The sequence below is a fragment of the Hymenobacter canadensis genome, from assembly GCF_027359925.1.
Classification (GTDB): domain Bacteria; phylum Bacteroidota; class Bacteroidia; order Cytophagales; family Hymenobacteraceae; genus Hymenobacter; species Hymenobacter canadensis.
This window is the reverse complement of record NZ_CP114767.1, coordinates 1,662,031-1,678,497: the sequence shown is the minus strand read 5'-3', so window position 1 is coordinate 1,678,497 and position 16,467 is coordinate 1,662,031. Positions and strand designations below refer to the sequence as shown.

Sequence of the window (16,467 nt, the reverse complement as noted above, 5' to 3'; positions counted from 1 at the left end):
TCTCGCGGGCTGATGTTGAAATGCTATTCAGACGTCAGCACGCGAGATTCCTCGCTGCACTCGGAATGACAGTTAGCCTCGGGCGAGATTCCTCGCTCTGCTCGGAATGACGGCCTGACATTTCACCTCATCACTTCACAACCCCATCACTTTAAAAACCAAAGGTAAGGCTGATTCGGCGCTGAGGGCTGTTTTGCCGTATAGAGCCGCATTGCCGGGCCGGGAACGGGTGTTCTGCGGGGGCCTGGCTTGCGTGTATGGGTTCCTATTCTATCCTCATCGGCCTCAGTGCGGCCGTCATCCTGTCCTACCTCTTCGACCTAATTGCGCGGGCCACCAAGGTGCCGTCGGTGCTGATGCTGCTGCTCACGGGTATTGCCCTGCGCCAGGCCGCCGACTACTTCGACTTCACGTTGAGCATTCCGCAGGTGGTGCTGGAAATATTTGGCATCATCGGCCTGATTATGATTGTGCTGGAGGGCGCCCTCGACCTGGAGCTGACCCGCGAAAAGGCGCCCCTGATCCGGCGCTCGTTTCTGGCGGCGGTGCTGATGCTGGTAGTGCAGTCGGTGGCTATTGCGCTGCTGCTGCAATGGTATCTGGGGGCGTCGTTTCAGACCTGCCTCATAAATGCCGTGCCGCTGGCCGTCATCAGCTCGGCCATTGCCATCCCCAGCGTGGCCAATCTGATGGGCGAAAAGCAGGAGTTCATCGTGTACGAAAGCACGTTTTCGGACATTCTGGGCATCATGCTGTTCAACTTCGCGCTGCAGGATAATTTCGCCCAGGGGATTTCCCTCGTCACGTTCTCGCGCGACGTGGTGGCGGTGCTCGTGGTAGCGGTGCTGAGCACGGCGGCCCTGGCGTTTCTGCTGGGCCGCATCCGGCTGCACGTCAAGTTTTTCCTGATTCTGGCGTTCCTGGTGCTGCTCTACAGCTTGGCCAAAAAGCTGCACCTGTCGTCGCTGGTGCTGGTGCTGGTGTTTGGGCTGGCCGTAAACAACGCCGGCCTGATTTTGCGCGGGCCGCGCCTGCAGCGCTGGCTGCACCCCGAGCAGCTGGCCGCCGAGCTGCATCCGCTCAAAAGCATCACCGCCGAATCGGCTTTCCTGATCCGGACGTTCTTTTTCCTGCTGTTCGGCTTCAGCATCACGCTCAGCACGCTCATCAGCGGCACGCTGCTGCTGCAGGGCCTGCTGATTGTGGCCGTGCTCACCGTTATCCGCTACCTGTACCTGCGCTTCGTCGCCAAATCCGACCTGATTCCGGAGCTGTTTATCGCGCCCAAAGGCCTCATCACGGTGCTGCTCTTCTACAGCATTCCGGCCCGCCACCACCTCGGCGAAGTGGGCGAAAGCCTGCTGTTTGTGGTGATTCTGCTGACCGGCGTGCTAATGATGATCGGGCTGCAGCTCACCAAAAAAGACCCGGAGATAGGCGAGTATTAGGAGGGTTAGTGGAGTGGTGGGTTGCTGGAGTGTAGAACGGAATGAAATATCTAGCGTGCTGACGTTGCTCCGTAGCCCAGGGTTTAAACCCTGGGCTACGGAGCGGTTACCGTTCAATTGTGTGGCAACGTCAGCATGCGAGATGCTTCGGCTGCGCCTCTGCATGACGTTCTGCCAACCCACCAACTCGCCGCCCTGGCTACTCCGTTTCCTTGAGCAGCTGGCGGCGGTAGCCGGCCAGAATGCTGGATTTCAGCAGGAAGCCCACGTAGTGCCCCTTATCCACGACGGGCAGGGCGGGCACGCCCAGCTGCTCCATGCAGCGCAGCGAATCCAGCAGCGAATCGTCGGAATTTACGACGGCGGCGGGGTCAGTCATCAGGTCGCGCACGCGGGTGGTGGTGTAGTGCACGTCGTCGAAGAGGGCGTCGCGCACAGTATCAAGCGTGACGACGCCCACCAGCACGCCCGCCTCATCAACCACTGGAAACAGGTTGCGGGTGGCGTGCCGGAACGTGTCTACCAGGGTGCCCAGCGTATCGTCGGGGTGCACGGGCACGAAGTCGGTCTGCACCAGATTGTGCAGATCGAGCTGCGAGAGCAAGCTTCTGTCGCGGTCCTGGTGCATATACACGCCCTTCTGCACCAGCTTGCGGGTGTACACGGAGTAGGGCTCGAAGTAGCGCGTAATCAGGTAGGAGGAGCTGGTGACCACCATCAGGGGCACAAACAGGGCGTAGCCGCCGGTGATTTCGGCAATCAGGAAGATGGCCGTGAGCGGGGCGTGCACCACGCCGGCCAGCACGCCGGCCATGCCCAGCACGATGAAATGCACTTCCGTGACGCTGGTCAGGCCGCTCAGGTTGATGAGGCGGGCAAACACAAAGCCCAGCAGCGCCCCCGCAAACAGCGACGAGCCGAACATGCCGCCATTGCCGCCGGCGCCCACCGTAATGGTTGTGGCAAACACCTTCAGCAGCATACTGGCCGCCGCCACGCCCAGCAGAATCCACACGTTTTCGTCGCGGTAAACGGCAAAGATGGAGCCGCCCACCAGGTCCTCGCCCTTGCCGGCCAGCAGCAGCTGCACGATGTTGTAGCCCTCGCCATAGAGCGGCGGAAACAGAAACACCAGCACGCCCAGCGCCAAACCGCCCACCGCCACCTTGCGGAACGTGCCCGGCCAGCGCTCAAAAAACTTGTCGGCCGCGAAGTACACCCGGATCATGTACACCGACAGCAGCGCCGTGCACAAGCCCAGCATCAGGTAAAACGGCACCGCATCCACGGGCCAGCTGGTGGTGATGAGCACGAAAGGCTGGCCTTCGAACAGGGCCTTGGATACCACCGTAGCAGTGGCCGTGGAAATCAGAAGCGGAATAAAGTAGGGTGCGGCCAACTCGCTGAGCACCACTTCTACGGCAAACAGCACACCCGCAATGGGCGAGTTGAAGATGGCCGCCACGCCCGCCGCCGCGCCGCAGCCCACCAACAGGCGCCGCTCGCGCCGGCCCACGCGCAACAGCCGCCCCAGGTTGGAGCCCTGCGCCGCGCCCGTCACCGAAATCGGGGCCTCCAGACCCGCCGACCCGCCAAACGAAACCGTGATAAAGGACGTGACGAACTGCGAATACAGCTTGCTGCGCGGCACAATGCTGCCCTGCCGGGCAATGTTGTAGATGATGGGCCCCAAACCGCGGCTCAGGTTGCCATCCAGGAAATAGCGCGTAAACAGCACCGACAGCGCAATGCCGATGATGGGGTAGAGGAACAGGGCAAACACCCGCTTCTCTTCCGGCACCCAGGCGTACAGCAATTCCTGCGAGCGGTGCACCGAGTTTTTGAGCAGCACCGCCGTGAGGCCGGCCATCAGGCCCACCAGTACGCTCACCAGGATCAGGTACACCCGGTCGTTGATATGACGCAACCGCCACAGCAACAAGGGGCTAAGAATCCGGTGAACAATATTCTTGGGCATTGCTACGCAGCAAAAGGAAACGCCTGCCCGCTACACAGCAGGCCCGACTAGTATCACAACGCAGGATAGCAAAAAAGCGGCGTCAGTGCCCCATAAAAAGGGAAAAAATACCGCCGCCAGTAGTTTTACGCCGCCGCTGGCCGGCACCGCTGCCCGAGTTCTTTTGCCTGGCTGCCGCCTACTGCGCCAAGTTGGGGGCCGGGTAGCCCGCCTGCTGCAGCATGTCCTTCACCTTTTGCATCAGTTGGCTTTTCTGCTGCAGGGTGCCGCTGCGGTATTCCTCGGCCGAGGTCCAGAAATACACGCGCAGGTCGGCGGTGGTGCCGGCCGCTTTTTCCAGGATGATGTAGGGCAGGCGCGGGGCCTCGGGTTGAATTTCGGGTTGCTGGCGCAGGAAGGCCAGTAGCTGCTCCTGCACCCGGGCGGGGCTGCTGGCGGCGCCGTAGTCAACGCTCACCAGGAAATCCTGGCGCAGGTTGCCGTCGCGGGTGAAGTTGATGAGCGGCTCCTTGAGCACCAGGGAGTTGGGCAGAAACACGTGCTTGCCGTCGAAGGAGCGGATGAGGGTGGTGCGCAGGTTGAGGGCCTCCACGTGGCCCACCTGGTCTTTGATCTGCACGGTGTCGTTGATGTGGAAGGGGCGGTTGAAGGCCAGAATCACGCCCGCCAGGAAGTTCTCTGCAATGTCCTTGAAGGCAAAGCCCACGATGAACGCCGACAGCCCAGCCCCAGCCAGCAGCCCGCTCACAATGCCCGAAAGTCCTACCACTTCCATGGCCAGCAGCAGGCCCAGCAGCATAAACACCCATTTGCTGATGCGGGTGAGGAAGTCGGCCAGCAGCGGGTCGTGGGAGCGGCGGCGCAGGCGGCTGCCCAGCAGGCTGCTCAGGCGGTTGGCAATGAAAATGGCCACCACCAGCAGCACCAGCGCCAGGGCCAGCTTGGGCAGCACGTACAAAAACTGCTGCCAATACGTGGACAGCACCCGGTTCAGATCATTCAGCATATACAGTCAGTCAGTAACTAAGTACCAAGGCACAAGTACTGAGTAATGAGACCATAATCAACACCTGATGATCAGGTGGCTGAAGTAAATCTTACTACTCTATACTTCTGACTCGGTACTTAAAATCAAGCGCCCCGCGGCACGGGCCGGCGGGGCGTTTGGGTGGTTCTACGCAAAAGAGGGCGGGGCAGGTTCGGCTAGCGGCTTGCCGGGCGGTTGAGCCAGCGCCAGAAAACCAGCCCGCCCAAGCCGTAGGCCACCACATCGAGCCAGTCGGCGGTGTAGGTGCGCGGGCGCAGTAGCGGCAGCAGCAGCTCAAAAAGGAAGGACGTAGCCAGCCAGGTGCTCACTACCCAGCTGCCGGGCAGCACGAAAGCCGGCTGCCGGAAGTACAGGCGCCGCATGATACTGAGCGCCACGGTGAGCAGCAGCGGCAGGGCCAGCATGTCGGCCAGGTGCGAGTTGAGGGCGGCGGGCAGCACCCGGATATGCCAGTGGCGGGCGAGCCGCGCAACCAGGTAGAGGGCGGCCAGCGCCAGAAACAGCGGGTGGCGCAGCTCCGGCGGCCACCACCTTAGCCCGCGAGCATTGCCACCAGCCATAGCAGAAACGAAACGATAGCGCCGAAAACCAGCTGCCCGCCCCGGACAATATGCTTGAAAAAGCGCAGCACCGGGCTGTCATCGGGCTTGAGCTCCAGGCGCATAAACGACGGCAGCGGCGTATCGGCCAGCTCCTGCCGCTTCTGCTCGCTGCGCATGCGGGGCGCGTCGAGGTGGAGGCCGCACCGCTCGCAGCGGTCGGTAGCCTGCTGCTGCCACGGGCTCCAGAACCCGCAATGCGGGCATTTCTTGGAGGCCATCAGCGGAGGTTGGTTCATGCCGGCAAAGGTAAGAATAGCGGCCGGGCCGGCAGTCGGAAACCCTCCGAAAGCCAGCCCGGCCGCTATACAACCGCCAATGGCGCGTTCAGTTGCAAAGCAACCGGCGTCTTACAGCTCCATAATGTCCTCGTTCCAGAGCGTGGGCTCGGCCTCGATGAACTCGCGCATCATCTCCACGCACTCTTCCGAGTCCAGAATCACAACTTCCACGCCGTGGCTTTCCAGAAAGGCCTTGGACTCGCCGAAGGTGCGGGCTTCGCCCACCACCACTTTCGGGATTTTGAACTGCACGATGGTGCCGGCGCACATGTAGCAGGGCATGAGCGTGGTATAAAGCACTGTGTCGCGGTAGGTGCGCTGGCGGCCGGCGTTGCGCAGGGCGTCCATTTCGCCGTGGGCAATGGGGTCCAGCTCCTGCACGCGCTTGTTGTGGCCGCGGCTCACGATGTCGTTGCCGCGGCGCAGCACCGAGCCAATCGGAATACCGCCTTCCTTGCGGCCCTGGCGCGCTTCGTCGATGGCGGCCTGCATGAATTCGTCTATTTCTGGCATGTAGCGTAAGCTTTAGCTTGCGCCGAAAGTAGGCGGCGCAGGCTGGGTGGAAAAATTACTTCTAGGAAACGGGCAGCGCCTTTTTCGGCGCTTGACGGCACAAGCTAAAGCTTATGCTACATTTTTATCGGGCGCAAATGCCTTTGTAGGGGCAATACTGGCACTTGTCGAGGTCGTCGGTTTTGCGGATGGGCTCCTGCGGGTCGAGGATGCGGCGGATGATGCGGCCGAGCAGCTCCTCACTACGGGGCAGGAAGTCCTGGCCGTCGGCGGTGATAAAGCCCATGTCGGCGGGCATGGGGCCGGCGGGCAGATTGCGCAAGGAGATGATGGCGGCGTCGGCGGCAGGGCGGCCGTTCTGGGCCAGCATGAAGCGGTAGAGCCACAGCTGCCGCACCTTATCGGCGGAGTAGGTGGCGTCGAGCACGAGGCGCTCGGCGGCCTCGGCGGCGGTTTGGTTGCGCTTCTGCAGCTTCAGCTCGTGGGCCAGCACGAGGCCGGTTTTATAGTCCACCACCCGCAGGCGGCCGTCGGGCAGCTGGTCTACCCGGTCGGCAAAGCCGACGAGGCGCACGGGCAGCTTCTCGCCATCAGGCAGCGGCACAAACACGGTGGCGTGCAGCTCTTCTTCCAGGCCCTGAATCTGCAGCGGCAGGCCATCTTTTTCGGTGAGCAAGCCTTCGAGGTAGCGGCGCACCAGCTGCGAAGCCACCTGGCCCAGCACGTGGTTGAGGCCTTCGTCGGCGCGGGCGTGGCGGTCTTTTTCCTCTTTGCGCAGCGCCTTCTGCACCATCATGGGGGCCAGCTGCATCAGGCCCGGAATGTCGGCGGCCGTGAGGGGCTGGCCGCTTTTCTGGAACGGTGTGAGCAGGTCTTCCAGTGCCTCGTGCACCACCGTGCCGAAGCCGTCGGCGCCGAGGGCTTCCTCCACTTCGTCGGCCTCGCGGAATCGGGCCACGCGGTTGAAGTAGAACTTCAGCGAGCAGGCTAAGTATTCGTTGAGGGCCGTGGGGGAGAGGCCTTTGTCGAGGAGCAGGCGCAGGGCCTGGAGCATGCCGGCGTCTTTGTCGAGGGTCAGGTCGCCGAGGGGCGGCGCGGGTGGGGCCTCACCCCCCCGGCCCCCCTCTCCTAGGGGAGAGGGGGGAGCCACGGCGGCGTGGGTGGTGGGTGTAGTTAGGCGGGTGAGCGGTGCAGTAGTAGCCGTTGCGGGCAGGCCATTGATTTGGCTAATCGTGTCTTCAATCTTGTGCAGCACAGCAGGAAGCTGGCTAAGTACCTGAGTGTTCGAGAATCTTAATAGGTGAAAGCCTCGCTCCCCCAACTCGTGGGTGCGCCCATGGTCATATTCGGCCTGTGCGGGCTGATCGTGGATTTCGCCATCTACTTCAACAGCCAACCAGTTTTCCAGACTGGCAAAATCCACAATGAACTGACCGATATGATGCTGGCGCCGAAACTTTGCACCATTAGCTAGTTTACGGCCGCGTAAGGCCTGCCAGAGAATATTCTCCGCCTCTGTCGGCGCTTTGCGCATATTTCGTCCGTACTCGCGAGTCTTCTGATATGCTTTCGGATCCGCGGTATTCCAATGCAGCGTGCCGTCATCATACTTCTCTGCCGACGACATCTGGAGCTCGTCAGGCTCCCCCTCTCCCTTAGGAGAGGGGGCCGGGGGGTGAGGCCCTTCGTTGGCGCCGGTCACCACCGCCACCACATCCTCCAGCACCATCTGGGGGCTTTGCGGCAGCAGGTCGTTCTGGAGCTGGAGCAGGAAGCGGCTTCGCTCGCCGGTGCGGGTGCCTTCGGCGCCGGGCAGTACGTGCACCAGGTCTACGCGGCGGGCGCGCTGCAGCAGGCGCCAGAAGTGGTAGGCGGTGGCGGCTTCCTGGTCGGCGTAGGTGGGCAGGCGGAACTCGGTCAGCACGTCGTACGGAAACAGCGACGTGTGGCGCTTGGGGGCCGGCAGCACGTTTTCGTTGCAGCTGAGCAGGATGATGTGGTCGAAGTCGAGGGCACGGGTTTCCAGCAGACCCATCACCTGCACGTCGGCAATCGGCTCGCCCGAGAACGGCAGGCGGGTGCGCGTCATCTGCTCGTAGAGAAAGCGCCGGAACGAGCGCACCGACAGCCGCTGCTCCCGGCAGTCGAACACCGAATCCAGGCGCTTCACCAGCGTGTAGAACAGGTACAGGTACTCGGCCTCAATGGCCGAATGCTGCTCCTGGTACACCTGTTTCAGCAGGTCAATGAGGGTGTAGCAGGCCGCAATGATGTCGTCGCAGGTGTCCCAGGTTTTGAACAGGGCCGCAATCAGCGCGTGCTCTTTGCCCAGCTCCAGAAGCTCGGTGGCGGGCAGCAGCACGGCGTTGCGCTTCACAATGGCCCGGCAGATGTGGTCGAGCAGGCCGTGGTACTCGGGGTTGGGCTGCTTGTCCAGCCACTGCTGGTAGCGGCGCAGAAACGGGTGGCCCAGCAGCTTGGTCACGGCCAGGTGATGGTAGCGCGGCACGCCATAGCCAGTTTCGCTGGAGCCCTCCCGAATGCCGGTCAGGTGTACCTCAAACAGCAGATCCACGAGGTTGAACAGGGGCGTGCTCTGGAAGCTGAGGCCCATGGTCACGTTGTAGTCGGGCACGGCGTCGGGCGGGAGGCCGTGCAGCACGGGCAGCAACAGGGTTTCGTCGGGCAGCACCACGGCCACCGTGCCGGTGGGGTGGGCCAGGCGGCCAGCGGCCAGCAGCTGTCCGGCCACCTTGCCCTGCATGCTGGCGTTGGCCACGCCCACAAAGCGCACGTGGCGCGGCAGCCCGCGCAGCAGCTCAGCCGGCCCGCCGAAATCGTCCAGCGGCAGCTCCCAGTTTTTGAGGTAGCGGCGCAGATGCTGGCCGGCGCGGTTGGGCGTGTCGGCGTCCATGTAGAAGGCGTCGCCGTCGAAGCGCACCTCCGCCAGGCCGGCTTTCAGCAGCTGCAGAATCAGGCGCTCCTCGGCCTTGGAGAGGAAGCCCAGCCCCAGAAACACGTGCCGCGGCAAAGCCTGGCCCGCGGCCAGCTGCTCGGCCACCCGCTCGGCGGCACGCCGATAGGCCAGGCCGGGGTAGGCCACGTGCTGGGACAGCATGCGCTGGCGCAGGCGGTAGTACACCTTGCTCAGGTCGTCCCAGAATCGGAAGTAGCCCGCCGTCATCGACTCCGGCTTGGGGGCCTCGCCCAAATCCCAGCGCTCCAGCGCCTTGGCCTGCGATAGGTACTCGAACACCTTATCAGCGGGGGCCAGGTTCTGGTCGAGGCTGGAGAAGTCTTCGAGCAGCAGCCCCGCCCAGCTCACAAACCGGTCGAAGTCCAGCTTGGGGTCAATGTCGCGCAGGATGTCGTAGAGCAGCAGCTGCAGCGTGATGGGCTCTTCCACCTGCACGCCGGCCAGCTCCACCATGTAGTCTTCCATGGCCGCCACGCGCGGGCTCCAGAGGGCCTCGCCGGCGTCGGTGGCCATAGCCAGCTCGTTTTTGAGGTACACCACGGCCCGCCGCGTAGGCACCACCACCACCAGATCCGACAGCTCCTCGGGGGCGTAGCGCGCGGTCAGGTCGCGGGCCATCTGACTCAGAAACGACTCAGTGGAAACGGAAGCAGGCGAAACGACAGGCGGCAGGAGCGAATTCATTGATAGTAAAGATACCTTGCAGGCGGCCAGCAAGGGCACATGCAAGCATGGAATTAATTGATTAACCTGCGGCAGCAACGATAATTATCCTCCAAGTGCCCTCATTTTCAGATGATCGTGAGGGTAACTAAAATGCTCCGGGCGGATGCTGCAGGAGTCGCAAACCTCATCAACTACTCAAGTATGAAAATCAAATACTTTCTCGTCTTACTCTTCCTTGGTTTCTGCGTCGACTTTGTGGGCGCGCTGTTCAAGATTCAGCATTGGGCCGGGGCCGACTTGCTGCTGATAAGCGGCATGGCCCTGAAAGCCTTGGGCGTGGTAGGCTTGCTGCTGAAGCTGCTCACGCACCCTAAACTTCGGGAGTTTCTGAACTGGTAGCGGGCGCGGGCCGTGCCCAAGGCGCTGATGAGCCTACGGAAGCTGCCAGGTAGGTAGTTGCTGTTTTAGAACTGTCATTCCGACGCAGGAGGAATCTGGGTAAACCGATAGTTGGTTCACCCAGATTCCTCCTGCGTCGGAATGACAGTTGCTAGTGGCCGGCCGCAGCTTCCGAAACCGGCGCAGGCGTAACCGGGGCCACGTAGTGGCGCAAAGAGCGGATTACCAGCAGCAAACTGATGAGCGTGAGCACCGAGCCCGTCAGGAAGGCCACGCCGGGGAAATGCACGGGCGCTTTGGGGCCGGTGAAATACGAAAACAGGTTGGTCATCAGCGGCGGGCCGACGATGGAGGTGAGGCTGACGAGGCTGGTGAGGGCACCCTGCAGCTCGCCCTGCTCGGAGGGCGGCACCTGCCCGGCCATGATGCTCTGCAGCGCCGGCATGGCAATACCGCCCAGGCAGTAGGGCACCAGGAAAGCAAACATCATCCAGGGCTGCCCGGCAAACGCAAACAGCGCAAAGCCCAGCGTGTACAGCCCCAGCCCAATAAGCACCGAGCGTTTGTTGCCGAGCCAGGGGTTGATGTAGCGAATCAGCACGCCCTGCACCAAACCCGTAAGCAGCCCGACGGCGCCCAGCGAGTTGCCTACCTGGTCTTCGTTCCAGTGAAACTGATACATCGTGAAGTACGACCAGGTGCTTTGGGTGGCATGCGCGGCAATGTAGATGGGCACCATGGCCACCACCAACCCCAGAATCACGGGGTACTTGCGCAGCTGCCGGAGCGAGCCGATGGGGTTGGCCCGCTTCCAGTCGAAGGGCCGGCGGTTTTCCTTGGCCAGCGACTCAGGCAGCACGAAGTAGCCATACAGCCAGTTGATGAGTGACAGCGCCGCGGCCGCCAGAAACGGCGCCTGGTGGCCGAACTGCGCCAGCTTGCCGCCCAACACCGGCCCGATGATGAAGCCCAGCCCAAACGCCGCCCCAATCATGCCGAAGTTCTGGGCCCGGTTTTCGGGCGTGCTGATATCGGCAATGTAGGCCGAGGCCGTGGAGAAGCTGGCCCCCGTGATGCCCGCAATAATGCGCCCCACAAACAGCCACGCCACCGACGGCGCAAAGGCCAGAAACAGGTAGTCGAGGCCGAAGCCGAACAGCGCAAACAGCAGCACCGGCCGCCGCCCGTACTGGTCGGAGAGGTTGCCGAGGATGGGCGAAAACAGGAACTGCATGCTGGCAAATGCAAACAGCAGCCACCCGCCGTACTGCGCCGCCTCCGACAAGGTGCCGCCCGTGAGGTGCGTAATCAGCTTGGGCAGCACCGGAATGATGATGCCAAACCCGATGACATCGAGCAGCAGCGTAAGGAAAATAAAGGCCAGGGCAGGCTTGCGGGCAGCAGACATAAGCAGAGAACAATAAGGCTGCGAAGGTAACCACGTGTAGCATAGGCTTCAGCCTGTGCCGCCACGGAGCTATCGATACAGAATCAGCCAGCCGATGGCGTTGCACTCCCGGCGGCTGGCTTGCCGCTTCCATCCGGCACAGGCTGAAGCCTATGCTACAATCAAAACACCACCACTTCCTCCGATCCGAAATAGTACAGCACGCACACCACTTCGCGGTAGCCCAGCTGCCGGAACAGCTGCGCGTACTGCTGCAGCGGCAGGCGGTGGGTAGGGCTGGGCGGCGGCACCTTGAAATCGAGCAGCGTCACGCGCACCTCGCCGCGGCCGGTGGCGCCGGGCAGGGTTTCAAACACCACCCGGTCGGGCTTGTAGTCGCGCCGCTTCACGCCGCCCACCAGGATTTCACGCTCCGTTTCCACGCTCACGTCGGCGCTGAAGTAGCGGGCCAGCTCGGGATGCTTAACCACCTGCTGCAGACGCTGCTCCAGCGCCGGCCGTTCGCGGGTACTGATGAAGCCTTCAGCCGCCAGCTGCCGGCCTACGCGCTCCACATCCTCGGCCAGCAACAGGCGGCGCAGGCCGTAGTGCAGCTTGCGGTTCCACTCACCCAGCTGCTCCTGCCGGTCGAAATCGAACACGGTGGTGGCGTGGCGGCGCAGACGCAGCCGCTCTTCCCAGGGCGCGGTTTCCAGGTTGGTGAGTGCGAAGTTGCGGGTAGTCGGCTGGTCGTTTTTCAGGTCAGCTTTGGCGGCAGAGCCCTGCGAAACCACGAACGACACCTGCTCCTCGGCCCATAGCTGCTGCTGCTTCAGGTAGCTGTGCAGCAGCTCAGCTACGTTTTTGGCGGGGCCTTCCGGGGCGGTGTCGTCGGTGGTTTTCTTGGGCGCCTCGGGGCGTTTGCTGAGGATGTAGAGCCGGTGCCGGGGCCGGGTGAGAGCCACGTAGAGCATGTTAAGGCCTTCGAGGAAGGTCTTTTCGCGCTCCTGCAGAAACTGCCCGGCCAGCGCCGTGCGGCTCAGGTTTTTGGTGAGCGGCACCACCGCCACGGCCGGCATGTCGGCCACCGGCTTGTCGTCCTCGTTGAGGCGGCCCCAGAGCAGCGTGCCCCGGTGCGGCTCCAGGCTCCAGTCGGCGAAGGGCACAATCACCACCCCGTAGGCCAAGCCCTTGGCCTTGTGCACCGTGGTGATGGTAATGGCGTCGCGGCCGGCGGGGGCGTTGATGCTGAGGTTGCTCTTGCGCTGCTCCCAATAGGTGAGGAAGTTGTTGAGGTTGTTGCCGTAGCGCAGGCTGTATTCCAGCGTGAGGTCCAGGAACCGGAACAGGTACTCGCTTTCCCCATTGCGGCCCAGCAGCCCAAATAGCCCAATCAGGCGCTCGGTCAGCTCATACAGGCCCAGGTTGCCGGTTTCCTGCTCCTGCAGGTCGTAGCCCAGCGTCCGGAATTCCTCGAAGAAATCCGCGGCCGATTCGGCATTCGCCAGCTTGGCCAAGTGGCGCACACGGGCCGGGGTGGGGGCCACGCGCCGCACCACCTTGTCTAGCAGCAGCAGCGCCTCGGCCCGCGCCAGCGTGTCGGCGGGCTGGTTGAGCACCCGGTAGATGGCCACCAGCAAATTCACCACTTCCGCAAACTCCAACGACAGCGAATCGGCCGAAATAATGTCGTAGCCACGCTCCTTCAGAAACTTGGCCACCAGCCGGCTGCCCCGCCGCGTGCGGCTCAGTACGGCCACGTCGCGCGGCCGGAATCCGTCGCGCAAGGCCTGCTGCACCAGCGCCAGGGTCAGGTAGAGCGTGCTTTCGTCGTAGTCGAGGGTGGCCTCCGGCAGATAGCCCGGCAGCGGCTCCACGCCGTAGGTGCCGTCGTGCGCGTGGTAGGGCCTGGCCGGCGCGTCGTTGCCGGTGAACAGAATTTCCACGTGGCCGGCCGCTGGGGCCTCACCCCCTAGCCCCCTCTCCCGTGGAGAGGGGGAACTAGCTTTAGACCTAGATTCTTCAGTTGATAAACTAGAATCTAGTCCCCCCTCTCCACGGGAGAGGGGGCTAGGGGGTGAGGCAATCGTTGGGCGGCCCGGCACCGTCTGCCGGAACCCCGGCTCGAACAAGTCCTGCACCAGCGCGAAATCGGGGTGCTGGGTGCGCAGGTGGCTGAAGAACTCGTTGTTGAAGGCCACAATTTCCGCGGCCGAGCGGTAGTTCACGTTCAGCGACTTCGGCTCCAGGCGGCCCTGCAGGCCCTGGTAGCGCTCCTGCAGCAGCCGCTGGGTTTCGGGCTCGGTGGCGCGGGCGGCCAGAGCAGCGGTGTCGCCCTGGTGCAGGCGCAGAATTTGCTCCATTTCGCCGCCCCGCCACCGGTAGATGGCCTGCTTGGCGTCGCCCACGGCCAGGTTCAGGTTGTCCTTGCCTACCGAGTTTTCCACCAGCGGCAGCAGGTTGTTCCACTGCAGCACCGACGTATCCTGAAACTCGTCGATCAGCAGGTGCGCGTACCGCTCGCCCAGCCGCTCGTACAGAAACGGCACCGGCTCCTTCAGCACAATGGCCGCAATACGGCGGTTGAATTCGCTGATGAGCACCACGTTCCGCTCGCGGCTCACCTGCTCCACTATCTTGTTCAGCTCGCTCAGCAGCGAGGCATGGAACAGGTAGGGCTGCATAGCCGTGAGCAGCAGATACTGCGGCAGCAGCACGTCGCGCAGCTTCTCAAACTGGTCGTAAGCGGTTTGCAGCACGGGCTTGGCGGCGTCCACGCGCTGGCGGTCGGCGGCGGTTTTTACCTTGCCGCTGTACCATTTGTCCTGGTCGAGGGTGGTACGCACGTAGGAGTTGGCTTCCTTGTCGGGCAGCAGGCGCTCCTCCCACTTGGTGGCGTACCCGAAGATGCCGCTACGGCCCTGGTACAGGTCGGCGTCCGTCACGCCGGCTTCGGCCAGCGCCTCGGTGGCCAGCGTGCCCACTTCCCGGAACAGGTTTTCGATGGTTTCGCGGCGCTGGCGCATGGTGTCGTGCAGGCGGCGGAAGTCCTGGAGCGTGAGCGTCTGGAGTTGCGCCACAGCCTCGTGCACGGTCTCGTTGAACAGAAACTGCCCGAAGCCGGCCAGCTCGTCGGGCAGGTTGTTCCAGCTCTTGCCTTCGTCGGCGCGGCTCAGGGCGTACTCGGTGAGAGTGCGGGCCAGCAGCTGCGAGTTCGGGTCGCGGTTCACCTTGTCGAGCAGGGCGGCCACGGCGGTTTGCAGCACGGCGTCGGTGTCCAGTTCCACCTCAAACGTGGCCGGCAGCTCCAGCTCCCGCGTGAAGGCCGTCACGATACGCTGCACAAACGAGTCGATGGTGCTCACCGCAAAATCGGCGTAGTGGTAGAGCACCAGCCGGAAGGTTTCGCGGGCCCGGCGGCGCACTTCCTCTTGGCGTTCCTCGGCGGTTTCGGTGCGGCGCGGCAGCAGCCCTTCGGCGGCCAGCTCCTCGGCTACTTCAGCCAATAGCGCATCCGTTTCGCCGGCTTTGGGGTAGGCAAACTTGCGCAGCGCCCCAATGATGCGCTGCTTCATCTCGCCGGCCGCGTCGTTGGTGAACGTAATGGCCAGCACCTGCTTGAAATAGGCCGGGTCCTCGCTGCCCAGCGCCAGCTTCAGGTACTCCTTGGTAAGCTGATACGTTTTGCCGGAGCCGGCAGAAGAAGAGTAGATGCGAAAGGTGGCGGGCATTGGGGGAAGGGGGGAAATACGAACTATCTATAAGTTTACTTGATAGTAGGGTGGAAAAGGAACCTATGCTTAGCTTGTGTGACAATGACCTACAGGACAAGAATTACGAACTAATTATGACAAGTGCGAAGTCTTGGAAATCGATTGAAAGTCATTACACAGATGGTGTGCGCTCTGGCAGAAAGCTTGAGCCGCTTCTAGAGCTCGTGCAGTTGATAAACGCATCCTCACTCTCTACAAGGCTCTATGCATTTACATCCGTGGATAAATTGATTATCAGTATTTATCCTGACATCAAGTTAGATAGAGAAGCATTGCACATAGTATTCGATTATTATAAGCAGAAATGGGAGTTTAAATACTTTGCCAAGTCCTACCAAAAACCGGAATTTGTGCGGTATTACCCTGCTGAGGCTGTCCTTGAAAAATTCGAACAATTTATCAGCATGATTCGCTGGTAATTTACCCCTACACCGCTCCCCAAAGCCGCTCCACCATCTCCGGCGTCACGCGCACCGGGCGCTTGGTTTGCGGGTCCAGCAGCACCCACTGCGTCTCGGCTTCGCAGAGTAGTTTGCCATCCTCGGCCCGCTCGATGCGCACGAAGCGCTGGCTCTGGGCGCCGCGCACCTCGCCAATCCAAGTGGTGCAGCGCAGCTGCTCGCCCAGCAGGGCCGGGTGGTGGTAGCGGATGCGGTGCTCCCGCACCACCCAGATAAAGGTGTGGCCGTCGGCGGGCGGGTAGGCCGTGTGCCAGTGCGCGGCGGCCGTGTCCTGCACCCAGCGCACATACTGCACGTTGTTGGCGTGGTCCAGGTCGTCGATGTCCTCGGGCTGGACGGTGAGCAGGTGCGAAAAGCGGAAAGCGGGCGTGGTCATGGCAGGCAGCGGGTTGGCCGCTGTAAAGGAACGCCGAAACCGGCGCTTCTGAAACTGCACCTGCCGGCAGCTATATACAAGTTCTTGGCTTGGGGTAAGCGAAACTCAAAACTTCCGCTATCTTTGACACAGTTTAAGAACGGTGGCTACCACAGGCCTGTTGAGTACTTTCGATGAGAAAGGGAAAGCAGCGTTTCGTACTGCTTTTCTTAAAGAACCATCCATCATCACAAGTACCATGCAGACAGGAACTGTAAAATTCTTCAACGAAACCAAAGGTTTCGGCTTCATCAAAGTTGACGGCACCGGCGAAGACATCTTCGTACACGTTACGGAGTGCATCGACGAGATTCGCGACAACGACAAAGTTCAATTCGAAATTGCTCAGGGCCGCAAAGGCCTGAATGCTGTAAAAGTGAAGCTGGCTTAGTCCGTTTCCTTTTCGGATACTTAGAAAAGCAGGTTCCCTCGGGGAGCCTGCTTTTTTTATGCGCTCGAGGCAGCGGGAGGGTCTATAAGAACGTCATGCAGAGGCCGGAGGCCGAAGCATCTCGCCAGTGT

Annotated in this window: 13 protein-coding genes; 4 read left to right on the top strand and 9 right to left on the bottom strand. The window is 62.1% G+C overall.

What is annotated here, in order from left to right; translation table 11 throughout:
* Positions 1-257 precede the first annotated feature (257 nt).
* Entirely contained in the window at positions 258-1,448 is a 1,191-nt protein-coding gene (locus O3303_RS07285) for a cation:proton antiporter domain-containing protein (RefSeq protein ID WP_269561400.1), read from the top strand.
* A gap of 199 nt (positions 1,449-1,647) precedes the next feature.
* Here O3303_RS07285 and O3303_RS07280 read toward each other — a convergent pair whose 3' ends face one another.
* The 6 genes from O3303_RS07280 to O3303_RS07255 all read right to left on the bottom strand — a co-directional run bounded on the left by O3303_RS07280 (position 1,648) and on the right by O3303_RS07255 (position 9,528).
* On the bottom strand, positions 1,648-3,426 hold the full coding sequence (locus O3303_RS07280) for a chloride channel protein (protein WP_269561399.1): 1,779 nt from the start codon (positions 3,424-3,426) through the stop codon (positions 1,648-1,650).
* Between the two features lie 178 nt (positions 3,427-3,604).
* Positions 3,605-4,432 (bottom strand): mechanosensitive ion channel family protein, encoded by an 828-nt coding sequence (locus O3303_RS07275; RefSeq protein ID WP_269561398.1) that lies wholly within the window; start codon positions 4,430-4,432, stop codon positions 3,605-3,607.
* Positions 4,433-4,629: 197 nt separating this feature from the next.
* A complete protein-coding gene (locus O3303_RS07270; RefSeq protein WP_269561397.1) occupies positions 4,630-5,034 on the bottom strand; it encodes a hypothetical protein in 405 nt (134 codons plus the stop codon).
* Complete coding sequence (locus O3303_RS07265; RefSeq protein ID WP_269561396.1) at positions 5,007-5,312, bottom strand: hypothetical protein; 306 nt, start codon at positions 5,310-5,312, stop codon at positions 5,007-5,009. The genes O3303_RS07270 and O3303_RS07265 overlap by 28 nt, the downstream gene beginning before the upstream one ends.
* Before the next feature lie 111 nt (positions 5,313-5,423).
* Positions 5,424-5,858: a nucleoside deaminase gene (locus O3303_RS07260; protein ID WP_044018957.1), complete on the bottom strand. Its 435-nt coding sequence runs from the start codon at positions 5,856-5,858 to the stop codon at positions 5,424-5,426.
* 133 nt (positions 5,859-5,991) lie between these two features.
* On the bottom strand, positions 5,992-9,528 hold the full coding sequence (locus tag O3303_RS07255) for a PD-(D/E)XK nuclease family protein (protein ID WP_269561395.1): 3,537 nt from the start codon (positions 9,526-9,528) through the stop codon (positions 5,992-5,994).
* Positions 9,529-9,711: 183 nt separating this feature from the next.
* Between O3303_RS07255 and O3303_RS07250 the strand changes: the two genes are divergently transcribed.
* Positions 9,712-9,909 carry a GldL-related protein gene (locus O3303_RS07250; protein WP_269561394.1) on the top strand — a complete coding sequence of 66 codons (198 nt, stop codon included), beginning with the start codon at positions 9,712-9,714 and terminating at the stop codon, positions 9,907-9,909.
* A gap of 151 nt (positions 9,910-10,060) precedes the next feature.
* Here O3303_RS07250 and O3303_RS07245 read toward each other — a convergent pair whose 3' ends face one another.
* A complete protein-coding gene (locus tag O3303_RS07245) occupies positions 10,061-11,317 on the bottom strand; it encodes a TCR/Tet family MFS transporter (protein ID WP_269561393.1) in 1,257 nt (418 codons plus the stop codon).
* Positions 11,318-11,478: 161 nt separating this feature from the next.
* Positions 11,479-15,027 carry a UvrD-helicase domain-containing protein gene (locus O3303_RS07240; protein WP_269561392.1) on the bottom strand — a complete coding sequence of 1,183 codons (3,549 nt, stop codon included), beginning with the start codon at positions 15,025-15,027 and terminating at the stop codon, positions 11,479-11,481.
* 50 nt (positions 15,028-15,077) lie between these two features.
* Between O3303_RS07240 and O3303_RS07235 the strand changes: the two genes are divergently transcribed.
* Positions 15,078-15,488, top strand: a complete 411-nt coding sequence (locus O3303_RS07235; RefSeq protein WP_269561391.1) for a hypothetical protein — start codon at positions 15,078-15,080, stop codon at positions 15,486-15,488.
* Positions 15,489-15,495: 7 nt separating this feature from the next.
* On the opposite strand, the gene O3303_RS07230 is transcribed toward O3303_RS07235, so the two are convergent.
* Positions 15,496-15,906: an acyl-CoA thioesterase gene (locus O3303_RS07230; RefSeq protein ID WP_269561390.1), complete on the bottom strand. Its 411-nt coding sequence runs from the start codon at positions 15,904-15,906 to the stop codon at positions 15,496-15,498.
* A 238-nt stretch (positions 15,907-16,144) separates the two neighbouring features.
* On the opposite strand from O3303_RS07230, the gene O3303_RS07225 reads away from it, so the two are divergent.
* Positions 16,145-16,336, top strand: coding sequence for a cold-shock protein (locus O3303_RS07225; protein ID WP_044017446.1), 192 nt, complete (start codon positions 16,145-16,147; stop codon positions 16,334-16,336).
* The last annotated feature ends 131 nt before the right edge of the window (positions 16,337-16,467 follow it).

What these genes read in the sequence shown, in the direction of transcription:
- O3303_RS07285 (WP_269561400.1), top strand. Translation starts at nt 258, where the DNA reads ATGGGTTCCTATTCTATCCTCATCGGCCTCAGTGCGGCCGTCATCCTG.
- O3303_RS07280 (WP_269561399.1), bottom strand. Translation starts at nt 3,426, where the DNA reads ATGCCCAAGAATATTGTTCACCGGATTCTTAGCCCCTTGTTGCTGTGG.
- O3303_RS07275 (WP_269561398.1), bottom strand. Translation starts at nt 4,432, where the DNA reads ATGCTGAATGATCTGAACCGGGTGCTGTCCACGTATTGGCAGCAGTTT.
- O3303_RS07270 (WP_269561397.1), bottom strand. Translation starts at nt 5,034, where the DNA reads ATGGCTGGTGGCAATGCTCGCGGGCTAAGGTGGTGGCCGCCGGAGCTG.
- O3303_RS07265 (WP_269561396.1), bottom strand. Translation starts at nt 5,312, where the DNA reads ATGAACCAACCTCCGCTGATGGCCTCCAAGAAATGCCCGCATTGCGGG.
- O3303_RS07255 (WP_269561395.1), bottom strand. Translation starts at nt 9,528, where the DNA reads ATGAATTCGCTCCTGCCGCCTGTCGTTTCGCCTGCTTCCGTTTCCACT.
- O3303_RS07250 (WP_269561394.1), top strand. Translation starts at nt 9,712, where the DNA reads ATGAAAATCAAATACTTTCTCGTCTTACTCTTCCTTGGTTTCTGCGTC.
- O3303_RS07245 (WP_269561393.1), bottom strand. Translation starts at nt 11,317, where the DNA reads ATGTCTGCTGCCCGCAAGCCTGCCCTGGCCTTTATTTTCCTTACGCTG.
- O3303_RS07240 (WP_269561392.1), bottom strand. Translation starts at nt 15,027, where the DNA reads ATGCCCGCCACCTTTCGCATCTACTCTTCTTCTGCCGGCTCCGGCAAA.
- O3303_RS07230 (WP_269561390.1), bottom strand. Translation starts at nt 15,906, where the DNA reads ATGACCACGCCCGCTTTCCGCTTTTCGCACCTGCTCACCGTCCAGCCC.
- O3303_RS07225 (WP_044017446.1), top strand. Translation starts at nt 16,145, where the DNA reads ATGCAGACAGGAACTGTAAAATTCTTCAACGAAACCAAAGGTTTCGGC.